22 protein-coding genes, 2 tRNA genes and 1 pseudogene are annotated in these 20344 nt (G+C 35.1%); 15 read left to right on the top strand and 10 right to left on the bottom strand.

Translation table 11 applies throughout. From position 1 onward, the window contains the following. Positions 1–49: 49 nt before the first annotated feature. From galU to rlmB, 4 genes are read left to right on the top strand one after another with little or no spacing between them, the layout of a single operon-like run. The gene (gene galU, locus K6112_01660) at positions 50–913 is read left to right on the top strand and encodes a UTP--glucose-1-phosphate uridylyltransferase GalU (GenBank protein ID QZP18080.1); all 864 of its coding nucleotides are present in this window, start codon (positions 50–52) and stop codon (positions 911–913) included. After that, positions 910–1455: a hypoxanthine-guanine phosphoribosyltransferase gene (locus K6112_01655; protein QZP18079.1), complete on the top strand. Its 546-nt coding sequence runs from the start codon at positions 910–912 to the stop codon at positions 1453–1455. The genes galU and K6112_01655 overlap by 4 nt, the downstream gene beginning before the upstream one ends. Then, complete coding sequence (rnr, locus tag K6112_01650) at positions 1445–3694, top strand: ribonuclease R (GenBank protein ID QZP18078.1); 2250 nt, start codon at positions 1445–1447, stop codon at positions 3692–3694. The genes K6112_01655 and rnr overlap by 11 nt, the downstream gene beginning before the upstream one ends. After that, positions 3691–4434, top strand: a complete 744-nt coding sequence (gene rlmB, locus K6112_01645) for a 23S rRNA (guanosine(2251)-2'-O)-methyltransferase RlmB (protein ID QZP18077.1) — start codon at positions 3691–3693, stop codon at positions 4432–4434. The genes rnr and rlmB overlap by 4 nt, the downstream gene beginning before the upstream one ends. An 11-nt stretch (positions 4435–4445) precedes the next feature. On the opposite strand, the gene K6112_01640 is transcribed toward rlmB, so the two are convergent. The 4 genes from K6112_01640 to K6112_01625 form a co-directional block, all read right to left on the bottom strand. Continuing rightward, positions 4446–4979, bottom strand: a complete 534-nt coding sequence (locus K6112_01640; protein ID QZP18076.1) for an aspartyl/asparaginyl beta-hydroxylase domain-containing protein — start codon at positions 4977–4979, stop codon at positions 4446–4448. Between the two features lie 340 nt (positions 4980–5319). Beyond that, a tRNA-Asn gene (locus tag K6112_01635) sits at positions 5320–5395 on the bottom strand. Between the two features lie 45 nt (positions 5396–5440). Then, entirely contained in the window at positions 5441–6619 is a 1179-nt protein-coding gene (locus tag K6112_01630) for a pyridoxal phosphate-dependent aminotransferase (GenBank protein ID QZP18451.1), read from the bottom strand. 100 nt (positions 6620–6719) lie between these two features. Then, positions 6720–7709, bottom strand: coding sequence for a trypsin-like peptidase domain-containing protein (locus K6112_01625; GenBank protein ID QZP18075.1), 990 nt, complete (start codon positions 7707–7709; stop codon positions 6720–6722). Positions 7710–7805: 96 nt separating this feature from the next. On the opposite strand from K6112_01625, the gene uvrB reads away from it, so the two are divergent. The 8 genes and pseudogenes from uvrB to radA all read left to right on the top strand — a co-directional run bounded on the left by uvrB (position 7806) and on the right by radA (position 15475). Next, a complete protein-coding gene (gene uvrB, locus K6112_01620; protein QZP18074.1) occupies positions 7806–9842 on the top strand; it encodes an excinuclease ABC subunit UvrB in 2037 nt (678 codons plus the stop codon). Between the two features lie 101 nt (positions 9843–9943). Further along, positions 9944–10279, top strand: a pseudogene (gene rpsF / locus K6112_01615) (30S ribosomal protein S6). A 321-nt stretch (positions 10280–10600) separates the two neighbouring features. Beyond that, the gene (locus tag K6112_01610; protein QZP18073.1) at positions 10601–10882 is read left to right on the top strand and encodes a hypothetical protein; all 282 of its coding nucleotides are present in this window, start codon (positions 10601–10603) and stop codon (positions 10880–10882) included. 12 nt (positions 10883–10894) lie between these two features. Then, positions 10895–11122, top strand: coding sequence for a 30S ribosomal protein S18 (rpsR, locus tag K6112_01605; GenBank protein ID QZP18072.1), 228 nt, complete (start codon positions 10895–10897; stop codon positions 11120–11122). A gap of 8 nt (positions 11123–11130) precedes the next feature. Beyond that, on the top strand, positions 11131–11580 hold the full coding sequence (gene rplI / locus K6112_01600; GenBank protein QZP18071.1) for a 50S ribosomal protein L9: 450 nt from the start codon (positions 11131–11133) through the stop codon (positions 11578–11580). Positions 11581–11652: 72 nt separating this feature from the next. Then, positions 11653–13032 (top strand): replicative DNA helicase, encoded by a 1380-nt coding sequence (dnaB, locus tag K6112_01595; protein ID QZP18070.1) that lies wholly within the window; start codon positions 11653–11655, stop codon positions 13030–13032. 3 nt (positions 13033–13035) lie between these two features. Further along, the gene (gene alr, locus K6112_01590; protein QZP18069.1) at positions 13036–14118 is read left to right on the top strand and encodes an alanine racemase; all 1083 of its coding nucleotides are present in this window, start codon (positions 13036–13038) and stop codon (positions 14116–14118) included. Beyond that, a complete protein-coding gene (gene radA / locus K6112_01585; GenBank protein ID QZP18068.1) occupies positions 14105–15475 on the top strand; it encodes a DNA repair protein RadA in 1371 nt (456 codons plus the stop codon). The genes alr and radA overlap by 14 nt, the downstream gene beginning before the upstream one ends. Positions 15476–15490: 15 nt before the next feature. Here the strand turns inward: radA and hpnD are convergent, their stop codons facing one another. Then, a complete protein-coding gene (hpnD, locus tag K6112_01580; protein ID QZP18067.1) occupies positions 15491–16345 on the bottom strand; it encodes a presqualene diphosphate synthase HpnD in 855 nt (284 codons plus the stop codon). Further along, the gene (locus K6112_01575; GenBank protein ID QZP18066.1) at positions 16342–17190 is read right to left on the bottom strand and encodes a squalene/phytoene synthase family protein; all 849 of its coding nucleotides are present in this window, start codon (positions 17188–17190) and stop codon (positions 16342–16344) included. The genes hpnD and K6112_01575 overlap by 4 nt, the downstream gene beginning before the upstream one ends. A 53-nt stretch (positions 17191–17243) precedes the next feature. Here K6112_01575 and K6112_01570 point away from each other — a divergent pair, with 53 nt between their 5' ends. The 3 genes from K6112_01570 (at position 17244) to K6112_01560 (ending at position 18627) form a co-directional block, all read left to right on the top strand. Further along, a complete protein-coding gene (locus tag K6112_01570; protein QZP18450.1) occupies positions 17244–17990 on the top strand; it encodes an S-methyl-5'-thioinosine phosphorylase in 747 nt (248 codons plus the stop codon). Then, a complete protein-coding gene (gene def / locus K6112_01565) occupies positions 17980–18495 on the top strand; it encodes a peptide deformylase (GenBank protein QZP18065.1) in 516 nt (171 codons plus the stop codon). Before K6112_01570 ends, def begins: the two co-directional genes overlap by 11 nt. Before the next feature lie 42 nt (positions 18496–18537). Further along, positions 18538–18627: transfer RNA gene (locus tag K6112_01560), tRNA-Ser, on the top strand. A 3-nt stretch (positions 18628–18630) separates the two neighbouring features. Here the strand turns inward: K6112_01560 and K6112_01555 are convergent. Genes K6112_01555 through K6112_01540 form a run of 4 tightly spaced genes read right to left on the bottom strand, consistent with a single transcriptional unit; the run spans position 18631 to position 20277 of the window. Next, entirely contained in the window at positions 18631–19029 is a 399-nt protein-coding gene (locus K6112_01555) for a hypothetical protein (protein ID QZP18064.1), read from the bottom strand. Continuing rightward, positions 19016–19333 (bottom strand): cation transporter, encoded by a 318-nt coding sequence (locus K6112_01550; GenBank protein QZP18063.1) that lies wholly within the window; start codon positions 19331–19333, stop codon positions 19016–19018. The genes K6112_01555 and K6112_01550 overlap by 14 nt, the downstream gene beginning before the upstream one ends. Before the next feature lie 9 nt (positions 19334–19342). Then, on the bottom strand, positions 19343–19993 hold the full coding sequence (locus K6112_01545) for a hypothetical protein (protein ID QZP18062.1): 651 nt from the start codon (positions 19991–19993) through the stop codon (positions 19343–19345). Then, complete coding sequence (locus K6112_01540) at positions 19993–20277, bottom strand: metal-sensitive transcriptional regulator (protein ID QZP18061.1); 285 nt, start codon at positions 20275–20277, stop codon at positions 19993–19995. The genes K6112_01545 and K6112_01540 overlap by 1 nt, the downstream gene beginning before the upstream one ends. Between the last annotated feature and the right edge of the window lie 67 nt (positions 20278–20344).

Genomic DNA, 20344 nt, shown 5'->3' with positions numbered 1-20344 from the left:
ACATTTTTCAAGCATAATTGCACCTGTAACTAATATAAGTTTTTTAAATATGAACATAAAAAAAGTGGTATTCCCAGTCGCTGGCTTAGGCTCAAGATTCTTACCTGCGACCAAAGCTATTCCAAAAGAAATGTTACCAATTAATGATAAGCCTTTAATTCAATATGCTGTTGAAGAAGCAATTGATGCTGGATTCACCGAATTAATTTTTATTACGGGAGAAACTAAAAAATCCATCACAGATCATTTTGAATTTAATCCTGACCTAACTGTTTCAAATCTAACAACAGATAAAAAAAAATATTTATCAGAAATGCATAAAATTATCCCTGATCATGTTTCATGTAAATATATTATACAAGAAGAGCCACTTGGGCTTGGACATGCAATTCTTCAGGCAAAAGAAGCAGTTGGTAAAGAGCCCTTTGCAGTTGTACTGGCAGACGATCTTATTGAAGCAAAAAAAGGCGTTCTTCAGCAAATGCTAGATCGCTATGAGGATGAAAATTCATCAATTGTTTCGGTACAAAAAATTAAAAAATCAGAGTCAGTGAATTATGGAATTATAGAGTTTAAGGATGATAAAAATGCACTTATTAAAACTACAAATATTATTGAAAAACCTTTACCAGAAAATGCACCCTCTAGTTTTGGTGTTGTAGGAAGGTACATATTCTGTAATAAGATATTTTCTTATCTTGAAAAAATATCAGTGGGGGTAGGTAACGAAATTCAACTTACGGATGCTATCAAGTTATTATTAAAAACAAACCCTATTTATAGCTATGAATTTACTGGAACAAGATATGATTGTGGATCTAAATTAGGTTTTATAAAAGCCAATATTTCATTTGCCCTCAAGGATGATCAGACTAAAAATGAATTGAAGGGATTTATTAAAAATCTATTATGAAGATTGAGGGTATAGTAAATAACTCCAAAGTCTTATATACATCTGATGAAATTAAAGTTGGTATTTCAAATATTGCAGGTACGATTAACGAATATTTTAGAGGTATAAAAGATTGCGTAACTGTTTTACCCGTAATGAAAGGAGCGATTCCATTTGCAGGTTACCTTATTCCACAGCTTTCATTTAATACAATTATTGAGTATATCCACGTGACTCGATATCACCAAAATATAGGAACAAAAGATTGCTCTTGGATCTATAAGCCAAATAAAAGTGTTGTCAAAGATAAGGTTATACTGGTTTTGGATGATATTCTTGATGAGGGGATTACACTCCTAAATATAAAAGATGAGTTAAAATTAATGGGAGCAAGATCAATAGTGACAGCCGTTTTATTCGATAAAAAAATCAATAAAAAAAAATCAACGCATGCAGACTTTGTAGGCTTAGCAGTGCCTAATAAGTATGTTTATGGTTTTGGTTTAGACTTTAAAGGTAATGGGCGAAACCTTCCTAACCTCTATTCATTCAATGAAAAATAAAAAACAAAACAGAAGGCTTGATCCTCAATTAGCTCGAGAATCTGAGCTTTATGAAAACCCAATACCGAGCAGAGAACTAATCCTACAAGTGATGGATGAGCATGGAGTTCCTGTGAAAAAGTTAGACTTGATAAAAATTTTAGAGATTCAAGATGATGAAATTATTTTTTTTGAAAAAAGAATACGAGCAATGGAACGACAAGGACAAATCTTAATTAATCGCAAAGATGTTCTTTGCATATCAAAAAAAATAAATTTAAGCTCGGGTCGAGTGATGGGTCACCCTGATGGTTATGGTTTTTTGATACCAGACGACGAAGAAATGGATGATGTTTTTCTATCTCCAAGAGAAATGTCTCAAGTATTTAATAAAGATCGTGTCATGGTTCAGGTAACAGGCCAGGATAGAAGGGGTAGGTTGGAGGGGAAGATTGTTGAAGTATTGGAGAGAGTAAATAAGGTTTTAGTGGGAAGGGTTATTCAGGGTCAGGGCGTGACAGTGGTTTCAGCTGAAGATAAAAGAATAAGCCAAGATATATTAATTCCATATGATTTGGATCTTGATGCAAAAACAGGTGATGTCGTTGAGGTAGAGATAACAACCCAACCTAGCTTTAGAAGTAAGCCTATGGGTAAAGTGATAAATATTCTCGGAAATTACTCTGATAGTGGCATTGAAATAGAAATTGCTTTAAGAAAACATAATCTACCCTATGAGTTCAAAAAGGAGGTTATCAATGAGGCTGAGTCTTTTGATCAAGAGGTAAAGGAAAAAGATTTCAAGGGCCGGATTGATATAAGAGATTTACCTCTAGTAACTATTGATGGTGAGTCTGCAAGAGATTTTGACGACGCAGTTTATGCAGAGCAAAAAAAAGATAGTTGGCGGTTGGTTGTTGCAATTGCTGACGTTAGTACTTATGTTAAAGAGACCTCAATGTTAAATGAGTCTGCAATTGAAAGAGGTAACTCGGTTTACTTTCCAAGGCGTGTTATACCCATGCTGCCTGAGGCGCTTTCAAACGGTCTTTGTTCGCTAAACCCGCACGTTGATCGATTGTGCATGGTCTGTGATATGACTTTTGATTTGAATGGAGATATAACAAAGTATAAATTTTATCCTTCCGTAATGAACTCAAAGGCAAGACTAACCTATACTATTGTTGATAAAATCCTCAATAAGAACGACCAGACATTAAAAAAAGAATATGAAAAATCATATAAGGATTTAGTGAATTTACAAAATCTATTTAAGCTTCTGTCGAAAAAAAGGGAGAAAAGAGGCGCTATTGATTTTGATTCAACTGAAACTTCAATTGTCTTCAATGACAAGGGAAAAATAGACTTTATAAAACCCATTTATAGAAATGAGGCTCATCGAATCATAGAAGAATGTATGTTGTCTGCAAATGTTTGTGCAGCAAACTATCTATTAGATAACCCTGGAGATGGTATATACCGAAATCATGAGACCCCATCAGAAGAAAAATTAACAAACCTAAGAGATTTTTTACTTGATTTTGGTCTTACATTGGGAGGTGGATCGGAACCTACAGTTAAGGATTATGGGGAAATATTAAAAAAAATTGCTAATCGACCTGATGCACATTTATTACAAACCGTTTTACTGAGGTCAATGCAGCAAGCTGCTTACAGCAGTAAAAATCTAGGCCATTTTGGTCTCGCCTATTCAGCATATACTCACTTTACTTCGCCTATTAGGAGATATCCTGATTTACTGGTTCATCGGGCAATTAAGTCACAACTTGATGGTAAGAACCCTAAGATTAAAAATATTGAAGCAATAGCATTGCATTGTTCAACTACTGAAAGGACAGCTGATGATGCCACAAGGGATGTTGAATCCTGGCTGAAGTGTTACTTTATGCAAGATAAGGTAGGGGAGAGTTTTTGGGGTACGGTTGCAGGCGTAACGGGCTTTGGTTTATTTATGGAGCTTGATGATATATATATCGAAGGGCTTTTACATGTCACTGAGTTAGGGAATGATTACTTTACCTACGATAAAGCAAGACATGCAATGGTAGGTGAAAAGACGAACTTAACCTATCGGCTTGGTGATCGGTTGGAGATAAAGGTTATCAGGGTTGATTTAGATTCAATAAAAATTGATTTAGGATTAATCAGCTCACAAAAAAAACCTTCCAAAAAATTTAAAAAATCATTTATCAGGGCTGAAAAAAGCAAGAAAAAAATTAAACGAAGAAAGAAAAAATGAGTACTGAAAAAAAAATATATGGATTCCATTCAATTACCTCACAAATAAGGTTAGACCCTTTGGTTGTAAAGGAGGTATTTATTGATGAGGCACGGTCCGATGGCAGAGTAAATGATTTAATGAAGATAATTAAAATAAATGAAGTTAAATTTCATTTATCAACCAAAGATAGACTTGATGGCATGGTTTCTAGCAATAAGCATCAAGGTGTGGTGGCTTTAGTGAGAGAATCTCAAAATAAGTATGTAACCGTTGAAGATATTATTGAAGAAAATTATGACAAGCCTCTTTTATTTTTAATCCTTGATGGTGTCGTTGATCCACATAACCTTGGTGCTTGTTTTAGGGTTGCTGATGCTATGGGTGTTGATGCACTAATCTGCCCAAAAGATAATGCGGTAGGATTAAACGCGACTGTAAGGAAGGTTGCATGTGGTGGAGCGGAGTCTGTCCCGTTTGTCGTTGTAACAAATTTAGCTAGAACAATCAGATACCTAAAAAATTCAAACGTTTTTGTTTATGGAACTGATGATGATGCAAACAAACCCCTTCAAAAAACTAACTTTAAAGGTTCTATTGCTATAGTGATGGGGTCTGAAGGAAAAGGAATGAGGCGCTTAACAAAGGAGTTATGTGATGATATTTTTTCAATTCCAATGTTGGGGCAAGTTGAAAGTTTAAATGTAAGTGTTGCCTCAGGCATCTGTTTATATGAAATTAACAGACAAAGAAAATTATAGACGCTGTTTTTTTATAATACCTTCCAGTTTTTATAAAAAATTCCCTTACTATATTTCATAAAAAAGTTTACGCAATGCATTAAGAAATTAAGCGTGAAATATGAATAGGTCGGACGCAAAATATCTATGAATGCACAGTACCTCAAATCATCCTCCTCATTTATACTTTGATGAATTAAGGTATCATCAAAGATGAACAATGGGTTATCCTTCCAGCGGTTTTTTACATTATCAACTTCAATGAATGAGCCGGGATTCTTTACTTTGTTAAAATTGTATAAAACTCGGTAACTTAATCTTAGCGGACCAAAATGTTTTGATGTTCTAGTTTTCTCTCTAAATAAGGATACACCTATTGTTTTAATATATTTAAAGTCTTTATTAAGGTCAGGTATAGACTTATTTAGCTGATTCCCATACCAACGATAAAATATCATTGTCCTTTTGCTATGTTTCTCTTTATGAAATTGTTTTTTGATTTGTATTTTATTTTTATCAAAAAGCCTAATAATTTCATTAATTTCATCTTGATGTGATTTTGGCATCGATGAAAGTTTAAAGTGATGACTGTTTGCCTTGCTTATTAAATCTGAGAATAAATTTATGGGAGACAGAATAAAAGTAAGGATACCCTTACTTAAAAAATATTTTTTTAATAAAAATTTGTTTACGTTTTGATGTCTCAGCACGTCTACTATGCCAAAAATAAGAAAGACAATGAGGAATGTAAAGTAACCTGTAACTGGGAAACAAAAATAAGCTATCAGGCATATTGCTGATAATAAACATATTTTTTTTAAGAAATTGATTGGCAGTCTCCAGAGTTATTTTAATCATACTCTTTTGATATATAAAAGGCCTCTTTATAGAAGCCTTTTATTTTTTTGGCTCCTCAACCTGGGCTCGAACCAGGGACAACATGATTAACAGTCATGTGCTCTACCAACTGAGCTATTGAGGAATAACTTTAAACAGCGTGCATTTTAACAAAGCTTTTAAATTGAATCTAGTCTTCTATTGCTTCTTTAATGCGCTTAAGTGCTTTTTCTAAATTATCCAATGATGTTGCAAAAGATATTCTGAAGTAATTAGGAGCACCAAATGCGGTTCCTGGCACAACAGCAATGCCTTTTGTCTCAAGTAGATATTCAGAAAAAGCGATGTCATTATTTTCTTTAAGTTTGCCGTCATTGAATAATTTATTTATTGCTTCCTGCGCATAAGGGAAGGAATAAAAAGCCCCCTTTGCATCTATACACTTTATGCCCTTAATATTGTTAAAGGCATTTACAACAAAACGATGCCTTTCTTTAAAAGCTTTAACCATTGGTGTAATGCATGATTGATCACTGTTGAGTGCAGCTTCTGCAGCAACTTGTGATATCGACGTTGGGTTAGATGTAGATTGCGATTGCAGTATTCCCATTGCTTTAATAATAGATGAAGGTCCTGCTGCGTATCCAATTCTCCACCCAGTCATAGAATAGGCTTTAGAAACACCACTCAGGATTATAGTTCTATCTTTGAGTCTTGGTTCAACCATAACGATATTATAAAAAGGTTCACCATTTAGGTTAATTTTTTCATAAATATCATCAGTGCCTATCAATATATTTGGGTGATTTAATAAAACTTTTGCTAACTCTTTTAACTCATCTCTGGAATAGACTGACCCAGTTGGGTTTGATGGAGAATTAATCAAAACGAGTTTAGTATTTTTAGAAATAGCGTCTTCTAGTTGTGATGGAATCATCTTAAACTCTTGTTCGATTCCACATGACACGACAATTGACTTTGCTCCTGTGAGTTCAGCAATATCAGTGTAAGAAACCCAGTAAGGCGCGGGGATGATAACCTCATCTCCTTGATCAAGAGTAGCAAGACATAAATTAAAAATGCATTGCTTACCTCCAGTCCCAACAATAACCTCACTTGTATCGTATGTTAAATTATTTTCTCTTTCAAACTTCGTTACAATCGCTTTTTTTAGGCTTGGAGTACCAGTTGCCGCAGTATATTTAGTGAAACCTGCTTGAATAGCTTCGATAGCTGCATTCTTAATAAAATCAGGCGTATCAAAATCAGGCTCACCAGCGGCTAAACCAATAATGTCCTTTCCTTCTGATTTTAATTTAAGTGCTTTGGCAGTGATGGCAAGTGTGGGCGATTCTTGAATACGACCCATACATTTCGAAAGGACTAACTTACTCACAAAAAATCCAGTTATTTATAAAGAAGTTTAATTTTACTTTAAAAATCTTTTAGATTAAATATTTGTTTGTAATTTAGTATTTATTATTTTTAAGTATCCAAGCTTTATTTGGATCAACATCATTTAATGTTGCCTGTATTTGAGCAACCTTATTTTCATCGCCTTTGTTTTTATAGATTACAGCTTCCCTTAGAAGCGCGTCAGAATTATTTTGATCGATCTCTAAAGCTTTGTCATATGCAACCAAGGCCTCAGCAACCTTATTCAATTTTTCGTAAGCATATCCAAGCTCATACCAGGCTTCAGTATTATTTGGTTCTTTTTCAACCCATTCTTCAGTTACCAACTCTAGTTCAGCCCAATTTTTTTTTGTTTTTGGTATAGCAATTTTTAAAAAATATGGTTTTTTATCTTCATCCTCTTCCCAAAGAGCTTTACCATTAATCGGAAAAACTGTTTCCATTTCCATACTCATAAGTGGTTTAATCCAGTCTGCAGGAAGCGAGTAATAATTTCCGTAGCCAGTAGTTTTAAACGTATTAATTCCAATAAGATTCCCCTTCAGGTCAAACAGACCACTACCACTTGCACCCATTCTAAATTTCGCAGAGCTAAGAATTATATTTTCTCCTTCAAAATCATATGTTGCGATGACATTCCCACCAGTTGTCAACGCTACTGGGGCTCCACCAGAATGTCCAATACCAACTATCTCCTGACCCTTTTTTAAATTTTTGCTATTTCCTAAAGGAACTGGCTCAACCGGGAGATTGAAGACTGATAGCAGACATAAGTCATGCCATCTATCTGCTTGCACACCAGTAACAGGAAAGCTTGTATCACCGAAAGAAACCCATGGAGATTTTGTTTTTCTGAGCACGTGGCAATTTGTTACTACTTTGTCTTTAGCGACAACCACGCCCGATCCGTAAGCTAACCCATCATCTGTATAGCCTCGGATAACAACACTTGATGACCATGCTTTCATGAGGTTTTCTCTATCAAATGCATGAGTAGAAATAGAAGCGCTAAGTGAGAGTATTATTATGAAGAGTTTAAACATTTAAATTTCCTGTTAATTAAATATTACTTGTAGAGACTGGTAGTATTTATTAAAGTTCTCCTACTAATAAATAATTTTTTAAAAAAAAGTGATATTTTGAATTTAACATTCCCTAAAAGCCCATTTATTTTAAATCAGCCTTTTAAACCGGCCGGTGATCAACCCAAAGCTATAAACAGTTTGGTAGATGGTATAAATAAAAATGAAAAATTTCAAACATTATTAGGCGTTACAGGCTCAGGTAAAACTTTTACGATAGCTAACGTTATTGCACAAACAGGAAAACCCTCAATCGTGATGGCTCCGAATAAAACTTTAGCTGCACAGCTTTATTCAGAATTTAGAGATTTTTTCCCGCAAAATGCAGTCGAATATTTTGTTTCCTACTACGATTATTACCAGCCTGAAGCCTACGTTCCTGGTAGAGATGTCTTTATTGAAAAAGATTCAAGTATTAATGATCACATAGAGCAAATGAGATTGTCAGCAACCAAATCCCTATTGGAAAGGGATGACTCAATTATAGTTGCAACAGTGTCTGCTATTTATGGAATCGGAGATCCAGTTGATTATCATGGAATGGTTCTTCATATTCAAGTTGACGAAAAAATTCTTCAGAGAAATATTATTTTACGGCTAGTTTCAATGCAATATGATCGAAATGATTTTGATTTTTCAAGGGGTTGTTTTAGGGTTAGAGGAGATGTTATAGATATATTTCCTGCAGAAAATTCAGAAACTGCGATTAGAATCACCTTATTCGATGATGTTATTGAATCTATCACAGCTTTTGACCCATTGACTGGACAACTTTTTGATAAGTTAAAAAGATTTACCATCTACCCATCAAGTCACTATGTAACTCCAAGAGAAACAACATTAAAAGCTATCGAGAGGATTAAAAAAGAATTAGTTGAGAGGGTAAAACAATACACAACCGAAGGAAAGCTTCTTGAAGCACAAAGAATAGAGCAAAGAACAAAATTTGATCTAGAAATGTTAAATGAAATTGGGTTTTGTAAAGGAATTGAAAATTATTCTCGGCACTTATCTGGAAGAAAAGCTGGAGATCCAGCTCCAACTTTACTGAATTATCTCCCAAATAATGCATTAATGATTATTGATGAGAGTCACGTCACGGTTCCTCAAATTGGGGGTATGTCAAAGGGAGATCGTGCAAGAAAAAATAATCTTGTTGATTATGGTTTTAGATTGCCATCTGCTCATGATAATCGCCCCTTAAAGTTTAATGAATTTGAATCGATTATGCCGCAATGTATATTTGTTTCTGCAACACCTGCAGATTATGAGGAAAAGCATTCACCAATCATTGTGGAGCAGGTCGTAAGGCCAACTGGCTTAATAGATCCTAAGATAGAAATTAAACCAGCAGATTCACAAGTGGATGATGTACTAAGCGAAATTAAAATTAGGGTTGAGGCAAATGAAAGAGTATTGATAACAACACTAACAAAAAGGATGGCAGAAGACCTCACAGACTATTTAACCGAGCACTCAATTAAGGTGAGATACCTTCACTCTGAAATAGACACCGTCGAAAGGGTAGAAATTATAAGAGACTTAAGGTTAGGTAAATTTGATGTGGTTGTTGGCATCAATTTATTGAGAGAAGGGCTTGATATACCTGAGGTATCTCTTGTTGCTGTATTGGATGCTGATAAGGAAGGATTTCTGAGGTCTGAAAGATCACTTATTCAGACTGCCGGCAGGGCAGCAAGAAATTTAAATGGAAAGGTAATTTTTTATGCCAATAGTATTACAAGGAGTATGCAGGCAGCAATTGATGAGACAAGTAGACGAAGAAAAAAACAAATTAAATTCAATAAGGATAATAATATTACACCTGTTGGTATTTTGAAAAAAGTTAAAGATATTATTGAAAGTGTTCAGGATGAAGAGGAGTTTAAAAAACAAAAAGCGATATCAAAGTCAAACCGTAAGTACGAAGATTTAGCTGAACCACAAATAATAAAAGAAATCGGAAAGCTTGAGAAGGTTATGCAGTCAGCTGCAAGAAATCTTGAGTTTGAAAAAGCTGCAAATGCACGTGATCAAATTAAGTTTTTGAAAGAAAAAATTTATGGGGCCAACATCCAAGATAAAATTAAATAGGCTAAATACATTGATTTAAAACAATTTTGACAATATAATTAGCAACCTTTAATCCTTGCTTCACGACAAAAGTTGGAAGCTTATAACCATAAGGAGAGTATATGCGACATTACGAAATCGTTTTTATTGTTCATCCTGATCAAAGTGAACAAGTACCATCAATGATCGAAAGAATTCAAAAATCTGTCACCGCTAACAAAGGTAATATTCATCGATTAGAAGATTGGGGAAGAAGGCAGCTCGCTTATCCAATTCAAAAAATTCATAAAGCACATTATGTACTTATGAATATTGAATGTTCTTTAGAGTCCTTAGCTGAACTTGAACATAATTTTAAATTTAATGATGCAGTAATTAGACATCTTGTTGTTTCTAAAAAAACTGCTGTTACTTCTGAATCTCCAATGATGGGCGAAGAAAAATCTAAATCACTTCTTGGAGAAAACAAAAATAATACTAAATCTGAAGCTGAAGAAAAAGCGCCAGTAGCTAAGAAAGAGCCAGTAGCTAAAAAGGAAGTAGCTAAGAAAGAGCCAGTAGCTAAAAAGGAAGTAGCTGAAGAAAAAGCGCCAGTAGCTAAAAAGGAAGTAGCTAAGAAAGCGCCAGTAGCTAAAAAGGAAGTAGCTAAGAAAGCGCCAGTAGCTAAGAAAGCGCCAGTAGCTAAGAAAGCGCCAGCAGCTAAGAAAGCGCCAGCAGCTAAGAAAGCGCCAGCAGCTAAGAAAGCGCCAGCAGCTAAGAAAAAGGAAGATGCCTCATAAGTGAATAAACTTCAAATTGATGGAGAAATCATTTTTGAAGATAAAATTCGTCATACACCTTCGGGGTTAGTTGTGCAGAGATTTAAAATTGAACATCAATCTCTCCAAGAAGAAGCGAATTTAGATAAGCAGGTTAGCATTGAAGTGGATGCAATTTTTATTAATAAACAATTAAGGAAAGAAATTCAGATTGGGAAAAAAGGTTTATTTATTGGTTTTATGGATAAAAAATCATTTAAATCAACGCAATTAATTTTTCACGTTACTGAATTTAAATTTTAGGAGTTTTATATTATGGCAAGAGATATGTATAAAAGAAGGAGGTATTGTAGATTTTCTGCTGAAGGAATTAGTGAGGTAGATTATAAAGATGTATCAATACTCAAAGATTTTATTACCGAAAACGGAAAATTAATACCTGCTCGTATTACTGGTACAAAAGCAAGATACCAAAGACAACTTTCAACTGCAGTAAAGCGTGCACGATTTTTAGCTTTACTTCCGTTTACTGACAAGCATTAGGAGGGAACATGGAAATCATACTACTTGAAAAAATTGTAAACCTTGGTGAGTTAGGGGATGTTGTAAATGTAAAAGATGGATTTGGGAGAAACTTCTTAATTCCACAAGGAAAAGCCAAAAGGGCTACCGCTCAAAACATGGAAGAATTTAAGGTTAAGAAAGCTGAGCTTGAAAAGCAACAAGCAGCTCTCGAAAAACTATCTCAACAGCGCGCTAAAAAGCTTGAAGGAGTAAGTATTAAAATATCTCAGAAAGCGGGTGTTGATGGAAAGCTTTTTGGTTCTGTAAGTAATATCGATATATCTGAAGCACTTGCGAAAGAGGGGCATGAGGTAGTGAAGTCTGAGATAAGACTCCCTGAAGGACCTCTTAAATCAACTGGTGAATTTGACATAACGGTTGATCTTCAACATGACTCAACAGCTTCAATTAAAGTTACTATTGAAGGCGAAGAGTAGTTTCTTCAAAATAAATTTATTTTTTTAGGCTGTCAATGAGGCAGCCTTTTTTTTATTCGTTATAATGAAATTATGGATAAAGATCAAATATCTGCTCTAAAAGTACCCCCTCATTCCATTGAGGCTGAACAATCAATATTGGGAGGGCTTTTGATTGATAATAAAGCTATTGATAGAATTGCTGGTCAAGTTTCAGCATCTGATTTCTATAGAAATGACCATAGAATAATTTTCACCCATATAAGTAAATTGATTGATAACAATGACCCTGCAGATATTGTCACAGTTGCAGAATCATTAGAACAGAATGCTGAATTGACTAAAGTTGGTGGAGTTGCCTATTTAGGGCTTGTTGCTGAAAATACACCAACAGCATCCAATATTACAGGCTATGCAAAAATTGTTCGTGAAAGATCAATTATGAGAAATCTTGTTGAGGTTGGCTCAGATATTGTAGAGAGTGCTTTTTCACCTCAAGGAAAAGATGCACAACAATTACTTGATGAATCTGAATCAAAAATATTTCAAATAGCCGATGCAGGAACTTCTGAAAAATTAGGTTTTGTTGATATAAAAGAACTTCTTCCCAAGGCTGCTCAGAGAATTGATGACCTGTATCAGTTAGACGATCCCAACGGTGTTACTGGAGTCCCTTCAGGATATTCAGATTTAGATCAAAAAACAGCAGGTCTCCAACCTGGAGATTTGATTATTATTGCAGGCAGGCCATCAATGGGAAAAACTTCCCTTGCTTTAAATATTGCAGAGCATGTAGGGATGGAGGCGGGTTTGCCTGTAGCTATTTTCTCAATGGAAATGGGTGCAGCACAACTAACAATGCGTTTACTGGGTTCTGTAGGTAAATTAGATCAACATAAGATGAGAATTGGACAATTAGAAGATGAAGACTGGCCTAAATTAACAAATGCTTTGGGCGTGTTAAATGAAGCCCCAATTTTTATCGATGAGGGATCTGCTTTAAATTCATATGAAGTTCGTGCAAGGGCTAGAAGGCTTCATCGGCAACAAGGAAAATTAGGGCTTATTGTTATTGACTATATTCAGCTTATGTCATCGGCAAACGAGCAATCGACTGAAAATAGAGCCACCGAAGTTTCTGAAATCTCAAGATCGCTCAAAGCTCTAGCAAAAGAACTCAATGTACCAGTTGTTGCTTTATCTCAACTCAACAGAAGTGTTGAATCAAGACCTGATAAAAGACCAATGATGTCCGATTTAAGAGAATCTGGCGCTATTGAACAGGATGCTGATGTGATAATGTTTATTTATAGAGACGAAGTTTATAATCCAGAAACAGCAGAAAAAGGTGTTGCTGAAATACTTTTATCAAAACAAAGAAATGGACCAACTGGGACAGTTAAATTGACTTTTCTTGGGCAATATACTCGCTTTGAAAATTATGCGAACCCAGGATATGACTCAAATACATAAATTATGCGTCCGCTTAAAGCTTATATCGATCTAAGCGCTCTTACTTCAAATCTAAAGTTAGTTAAAAAAATTGCAAAAAATAGTAAGGTAATGGCAGTTCTCAAAGCTAATGCCTATGGGCATGGCCTCATAGAGTCAGTGAAGGCGATCAAAAGTGCTGAAGGAATTGCAATCTTAACTATCGAAGAAGCGGTAAAAATTAGGAAAGCTGGTTTTAAAAATACCATATTACTTCTCGAAGGTTTGTTTGTTGCTGAAGATATTCATCAGGCTGAAAAACTTAATTTAAATATAGTTGTACATAATGATCAGCAAATGGATTACTTAAGGGACGTGACGCTCAAAAATCCAATAAATGTGCACTTAAAAATTAATACAGGAATGAATAGGCTTGGCTTTCCGCCTGATCAGGTCGACTACTTAATTGAAAATTTAAATGCTAATCCAAATATATCTGAGATTACTTTGATGACACACTTTGCAACTGCTGATGAAAAGGAGGGGATTACAAAACAGTTAGATTGCTTTAATCGGGTGACTAATAATTATAATTTTAGTAGCTCAGTAGCCAATTCCGCAGCTCTCTATAAGTTTCCTGAGGCAAGGTTGGACTGGGTTAGGCCTGGTATTATGCTTTATGGAGCATCACCTTTCGATGATATTTCAGCAAAAAAAATTGAAGTCAAGCCAGTGATGTCACTGGTGAGTAAAATAATTGCTATTCAAGATATCAAAAAAGGACAAGCTGTTGGCTATGGAGATAATTTTATCGCTAAGGATGGTATGCGTATCGGGATAGTTGCTTGTGGATATGGCGACGGTTATCCAAGACACGCCAAGACCGGAACGCCTATTTTTGTTCATAACAAAACAACAAAGACAGTCGGAAGGGTTTCAATGGACATGCTATATGTCGATTTGTCAAAAATTGAAAAAGCAGCAATAGGCTCAAAAGTTGAAATGTGGGGGAATCATATTTCTGTTGATGAAGTCGCAAAGAATTCAGGTACGGTCGGGTACGAACTATTATGTAATGTCTCCGCCTCAAGTCGTGTCCCATTGGAGTATATAGATGGCCAAAAGTAAAACAGCATATCAGTGCAGAGAATGTGGCGGAACTTCATCTAAATGGCAAGGACAGTGTCCACATTGTTTTGTTTGGAATTCTCTCGATGAGACAACCATTGAATCAAAGATGCCTTCAAGGTTTGCTGCATTATCGAAGACTAATGAGCTTACAAAGTTAGATGATGTTAAAGCACTCTCTATACCAAAGAGAAAAACAAATATCTCAGAATTTGATCGAGTTCTAGGCGGAGGTTTTGTGCCAGGGGGGGTTATTTTAATTGGCGGGGATCCAGGAATAGGTAAGTCCACCATTTTAATTCAAGCATTGTCTAAAATTACCCAAGATCCAAAAGATAATTGTAATGTGATCTATGTCAGTGGTGAGGAGTCCAAGGAACAAATTGCCATGAGAGCAAAAAGGCTTGAGCTAGAGGTTTCTGATATTTCAATACTATCTGAAATCAACCTTGAGAAAATAGTAAGCGTTGTCCAAAAAACTAAGCCGAACGTGGTCGTAATTGACTCCATTCAAACAATTTATTCTGAAGAGATGACTTCGGCACCAGGGTCAGTCACCCAAGTCAGAGAATGTTCTGCCCAACTCACTCGAATTGCCAAACAATTTGATATAACGATGTTGCTTGTTGGCCATGTCACGAAGGAGGGGACACTTGCTGGCCCCAGAGTGCTTGAACATATTGTAGATACGGTCTTATATTTCGAAGGTGACCCAAGCTCAAGTTTTAGAATGATTAGGGCATTTAAAAACCGTTTTGGTGCTGTCAATGAGTTAGGTGTATTTGCGATGACAGAAAAGGGTTTAAAGGAGGTCACGAATCCATCAGCACTTTTTTTATCTCATCACCATGAGGAAGTTAATGGCTCATGTATTACTTGTATTCAAGAGGGTTCAAGACCTATGCTCATAGAAATTCAGGCTCTGGTTGATAATGCCCATGGACATTCACCTAAAAGACTTTCAGTGGGTTTAGATCAAAATAGGTTAGCCATGTTACTTGCCTCACTTAATAGGCATGTGGGTATTGCCTGCTTTGATCAAGATGTATTCGTGAATGCGGTTGGCGGGGTAAAAATTACTGAGCCGGGAGTAGACCTAGCTATTTTATGTGCCATTGTTTCATCATTTACAACTCAACCACTAGATCAAAAAACAGTTATTTTTGGTGAAATAGGTTTGGCGGGAGAGGTTAGGCCAGTTCAAAGAGGCCAGGAGAGGTTAAAAGAGGCTGCAAAATTAGGTTTTACCAAAGCAATTATCCCTAAGGCAAATCAAGCTAAACAAAAAATTAACGGTATTGAGATATTTCCAGTCGATAATCTTTCACAAGCCATCAAGTTGTTAAAAGACATTTAAAAATTTATCTGTTATTTAAGTATTCTTAATCCAACTAAATCCCAGCATAGTTAGAATTGAAATTCTCAATTTCCTAAACCCAGGCAGGATAGTTTTTTGATTGAGTATTTTTTCAGGATTATCTTTTAAAATCTCGTTTAGAAGCACATAGTAAATATTACCCATGATAAGACCTATTTTTTGAGATTTTTTATCTTCTGCAGGCAGAGTTTTAATAGCTAAGCTATAAAATTTTATGGCCCTATCTACTTGATTTTGAACCAATTTTTTTATTTTATCGCTATTCTTAAGTGAAATAATCTCATCCTCAGACACACTTAATTTTTTTAACTCATCGAGTGGTATATAAATCCTTCCTCGCCTAGCATCCTCTCCTATATCTCTGATAATATTTGTTAACTGTAATGCAATGCCGAGATTTTTTGCAAAGGTGAGAGTATTTTTGTTCTTGTATCCGAATATATGAGCAGAGAGAATACCGACACATGAGGCCACCCTGTAGCAATAAAGTTGAAGCTGTTCAAAGCTCTCATATCGATTAAACTTCACATCCATCTCCATACCATCAATTATCTCAATAAAATAATTCTTTGAGAGATTAAAGTGTTCTATGAAGGGATACAACGCTTTACTTACGGGATGCTGAGGCGCATCTTTAAATAGTCTATCTATCTCATCTCGCCACCAATTTAATTTCTTACTCGCAATTTCGTGATCCAGACACTCATCAGCAATATCATCAACCTCCCTGCAAAAAGCATATAAAGCAGTGAGTGCTTCACGTTTTTCTTTTGAAAGAAAAATAAAAGCAGTCAGGAAGCTTGAATGGCTTTCTTTTGTTTTTTGCTTGCAGTATTCTTGTGGCGTCATTTTTTATTGATAATAGTTTTGACTAGTAGGGTTATCCAATCAAAATTTGAAATTTTAGGAGGATTCACAAACCAATCACAATCTTCTTTTTTTAATCTCGAGACTAACAATTCAGCACCCGCAATTAATATCTTGATTTGCAGTTTTAATCGTCCTGTCACATTCTCACCCAAAGGTCTCCCTTTATTAAGGAGTAATTCTATCTTTTTTAACCATGAAATTTTGAACATTTTCCAATTATGATTAAAGCTTTTTATTTTGATATCAGATTCATTCAATGTAAATTTGTTCATTTCCGTTGATGGTATGTAGACCCTGCCTTTTAATAAGTCCTCATAGATATCCTGAGTCATCCCAATTAAAGCCAGTGCCTGACAAAGGCTATTAGAATAACTTACGTTTTTCTTATTATGCGCATCAAATAGGCTCAAAATCATTTCTCCGGCAGGGCATGCTGCCTTATTACAATAATTTATTAAATCATTAAAATTTCTATATGTTTTTTTTTCGACATCTTGTTTGAAGGCTGACATAAATCGTTCAAATAATTTAATATCGAGTGAATACTGATTAATAACTTTATCTAAATCTCTAAAAAATGGAGCCTGAATTTTTTTTTGATGCTTTATCGAGTTTATATTGATCTCTATTTCTTTTAGTAGCTTTTTTCTCTCATTTTTAGTTAAATTACCTTCATCTGCAATGTCATCTGCATTTCTTGCAAATGAATAAAGAATTGTTGCGGCATCGCGGTGTGCTTTTGGAAATAATAAAGTAGCCACTGGAAAATTTTCATAGTGTTTTTTTGTAACTTTGGCTTTTCTGAGGGTAAGATATTGACTCATAAATTAAGTATGCCATAGACTGGCATCAACATTAATTGGAAAAGGACTATGAAATGATCGGTGTGATTGGAGGGACAGGTTTAAGAAAAATTGATGGCCTCAATATAACTCGTGAATCATTGGTTGATACGCCCTATGGAAAACCATCCGATAAAATATTGGTTGGCAAATTAGAAGATCGTGACATTGCTTTCCTAGCTAGGCATGGAGAGGGACATACCATACCTCCACATTTAATTAATTATCGGGCGAATATTTATGCGCTAGAGAATTTAGGTGTAGAGGCTATCTTGAGTATTGCGACAGTGGGCTCAATCCCTTCAGAAATTCAACCCGGCTCTATTGTGTTACCTCATCAGGTGATTGATTACACCTATGGACGCGAACATACATATTTCGATGGCATAAAAAATCCAGTATCACATATTGATTTTACCCATCCTTACAATTCAGATTTGAGAAAATTATTATGTAAAAACACTTCGTTAAAAAATATTAATTTTATTAAAGAGGGCGTTTATGCGGCAGTTCAAGGCCCAAGATTAGAGACGGCAGCAGAAATAGACAAATATGAGGGAGATGGGGCGACAATAGTTGGCATGACAGGAATGCCAGAGGCATCTTTAGCAAGGGAGGTTAATCTACCCTATGCTGCAATCTGCCCTGTGGTAAATTTTGCAGCTGGCAGAGTGAGTAGTAAGGAGGGTATTAGGCATGAAGAAATTAATAAGCAATCTGAGATAATGTCATTAAATGTAAGTAAATACTTAAAAGTGGTGATTCAAGCTTATGGCAATTAGAGAAATATTAAGGATGGGTAATCCGATCTTGTTAAAAGAGGCTGAAAAAGTTGAAAAATTTGATACCCCTGAAATTCATGAATTGATTAAGGATATGATAGAAACTATGAAAGATGCTCAAGGAGCTGGACTTGCAGCACCCCAAGTAGGAGAGAGCATTCAATTAGTTATATTTGGTGTTGATAAAAATGAGCGATACCCAGAGGCAGAGGAGGTGCCATTTACTGTACTTATTAACCCTGTCATCACACCCTTAAATCAAGAAAAAGAGGATGATTGGGAAGGGTGTCTATCAGTTCCCGGGATGAGAGGAGTGGTACCTAGATATAAGACAATTAACTATAAAGGGTTTGATCAATATGGAAATGAGATCGATAGAGATGTAGAAGGGTTTCACGCGAGGGTAGTTCAACATGAGTGTGACCATCTATTCGGAATTTTGTATCCATCACGCATCGAAAATATGAAACTCTTTGGTTTTCATGATGAGATATTTGCCGAATAAATTTTGTTCAATGTATAAACGATATGATAAAATTCCGTTTCCGGAAGAGTGGCAGAGCGGTTTAATGCACCGGTCTTGAAAACCGACGTGGGTTCGCGCCCACCGTGAGTTCGAATCTCACCTCTTCCGCCATATTCATTCAGAAATTAATGGCAAAATAAAAGCAAAAAAGAATCCAACTAAATAAATAAAGCTTGAGACGAGTAAAATTAGACGTGATCGATGTCTCAATTGCTGGCATTTTTCTGCTAGATCTTGATCAGCGGGACAAGGTAAATTTTGAGCTTGGCGGTATGCGATTGAAGCAATGATAAGCATTATAAAAGCACTAATAAAAATTGGTGTTTTATAGACAGATAAAAAAACTATTTGTGGGAAATAATGAATAAAAGTACTAAGTGTTGCACCCGCACCTATGGCAACTAACATGGCAGGAAGGGCACAACAGACAATCGTACTTCCGCTACTAAGTAGAGAAATATAGCTTGTATTTTTAATTTTTTCTAATTGATTTAATCCATTATTTTTTTTCATATTTTTTGCGTATATCTTCAACTGACTCACTGATTATTTCAATTTTATTTACATCGTAACCCGCATCAATAATAATATTTCTTATTTTCTCATTTGAAATTCCGGCTGTATTTTTTGATTCAATGACAACAAAATAGTTATCTAAATTGATATAAACATTGCTCACACCCTCTATATCCTGCAAATTTTTTTCTATCCCTTGTGCACAAAAAGCACAAACCATTCCCATCAATTCGATTCGCTGTGTGGCAGAGTAACTTGTAAAACTTAAAAAAAGTAAAAGAAAGTAGAGTATTTTTTTCATTTTATTCTCCTAGAATGTATACATTAAATGAAGCTTTGGGTCTCCTTCAGTAGAGACACCAGCCTCAAAGTAAAGAGCTTTATTTATTAATCTCAATGTTGGTATTACCTCTATTTTTTTATTGATAGTATTAAAATGACTTAATTCTAATATAAACCATGGTTGCGTTTCTTCGTAGCTCGTTTTATAGAATGAAAACCCAGCTTTAAATTTGCTAGTATCAAAATTATCATTTGCCACCCGAAAGAGTTGATAGGAGCCCATCATGTAAATACGTCGTGTTTCATAGTCTGCCTGAACTGTTGGACTTACATAAGCTTGATTGTTATTGCGATTATTTTTTTTTACATTGACAATGCCAGCACTAGTAAACAGCCATAAATTGGCTTGTGATTCAATGGCATTAATTCGATGCAGACGTCTTAAGTAATAAAATTCATCTCCATTTAATTTATAACCCTCACCTTTTGCTTGGTATAAACGAATACCTAATGAATCTTTTGCTGTTATTGCATAACTAGTATCTATTTTGCTGTACTCTTGACTGATATCGACCATGGTCGTATTCGAACCTTTATAGCTCATTGGTGCTGCTATGCATGTCATTTGAAACATGCTTGTAGCTGCCAATATAATAATTTGATAATATCGTTGCACCATTATTTTTTATATAATTTGGTAAGTTCCTTTATTTTTTTTGCTTGCCCATTTGCGTCATTTGACTTAAATGTATCCATCACACACTTCTCAAGGTGCTTTTCAAGTATAATAATCTCTAATGATTGACATGCTGAGCTTACTGCTTTTAGTTGAGAAATAATATCAGGGCAATATCGCTGATCTTCAATCATCCTCTTTATTCCATTTAGTTGACCTGTAATTTTATTTATTCTTGGAATATACTTTTCATATTTTGGATGATTCTCATCACATAAATCAGTCATACTTTCCTCCTTATTTTTATATACTATATACCCCTATAGGGTTTAATAATACTCTATAGTTCATTTT

Source organism: Methylophilales bacterium, from assembly GCA_019823025.1.
Taxonomy (GTDB): domain Bacteria; phylum Pseudomonadota; class Gammaproteobacteria; order Burkholderiales; family Methylophilaceae; genus BACL14.
This window is presented reverse-complemented; position numbering and strand designations above follow the sequence as displayed.

Bases quoted from the DNA above. Each gene is read 5' to 3' on its own strand.
- def (QZP18065.1), top strand. From the start codon at position 17,980: ATGGCAATTAGAGAAATATTAAGGATGGGTAATCCGATCTTGTTAAAA.
- hpnD (QZP18067.1), bottom strand. From the start codon at position 16,345: ATGACGCCACAAGAATACTGCAAGCAAAAAACAAAAGAAAGCCATTCA.
- K6112_01570 (QZP18450.1), top strand. From the start codon at position 17,244: ATGATCGGTGTGATTGGAGGGACAGGTTTAAGAAAAATTGATGGCCTC.
- galU (QZP18080.1), top strand. From the start codon at position 50: ATGAACATAAAAAAAGTGGTATTCCCAGTCGCTGGCTTAGGCTCAAGA.
- dnaB (QZP18070.1), top strand. From the start codon at position 11,653: ATGGATAAAGATCAAATATCTGCTCTAAAAGTACCCCCTCATTCCATT.
- K6112_01655 (QZP18079.1), top strand. From the start codon at position 910: ATGAAGATTGAGGGTATAGTAAATAACTCCAAAGTCTTATATACATCT.
- K6112_01625 (QZP18075.1), bottom strand. From the start codon at position 7,709: ATGTTTAAACTCTTCATAATAATACTCTCACTTAGCGCTTCTATTTCT.
- rplI (QZP18071.1), top strand. From the start codon at position 11,131: ATGGAAATCATACTACTTGAAAAAATTGTAAACCTTGGTGAGTTAGGG.
- alr (QZP18069.1), top strand. From the start codon at position 13,036: ATGCGTCCGCTTAAAGCTTATATCGATCTAAGCGCTCTTACTTCAAAT.
- K6112_01630 (QZP18451.1), bottom strand. From the start codon at position 6,619: ATGGGTCGTATTCAAGAATCGCCCACACTTGCCATCACTGCCAAAGCA.
- K6112_01575 (QZP18066.1), bottom strand. From the start codon at position 17,190: ATGAGTCAATATCTTACCCTCAGAAAAGCCAAAGTTACAAAAAAACAC.
- K6112_01640 (QZP18076.1), bottom strand. From the start codon at position 4,979: ATGCCAAAATCACATCAAGATGAAATTAATGAAATTATTAGGCTTTTT.
- radA (QZP18068.1), top strand. From the start codon at position 14,105: ATGGCCAAAAGTAAAACAGCATATCAGTGCAGAGAATGTGGCGGAACT.
- K6112_01555 (QZP18064.1), bottom strand. From the start codon at position 19,029: ATGAAAAAAAATAATGGATTAAATCAATTAGAAAAAATTAAAAATACA.
- K6112_01550 (QZP18063.1), bottom strand. From the start codon at position 19,333: ATGAAAAAAATACTCTACTTTCTTTTACTTTTTTTAAGTTTTACAAGT.
- K6112_01540 (QZP18061.1), bottom strand. From the start codon at position 20,277: ATGACTGATTTATGTGATGAGAATCATCCAAAATATGAAAAGTATATT.
- K6112_01545 (QZP18062.1), bottom strand. From the start codon at position 19,993: ATGGTGCAACGATATTATCAAATTATTATATTGGCAGCTACAAGCATG.
- rlmB (QZP18077.1), top strand. From the start codon at position 3,691: ATGAGTACTGAAAAAAAAATATATGGATTCCATTCAATTACCTCACAA.
- rpsR (QZP18072.1), top strand. From the start codon at position 10,895: ATGGCAAGAGATATGTATAAAAGAAGGAGGTATTGTAGATTTTCTGCT.
- rnr (QZP18078.1), top strand. From the start codon at position 1,445: ATGAAAAATAAAAAACAAAACAGAAGGCTTGATCCTCAATTAGCTCGA.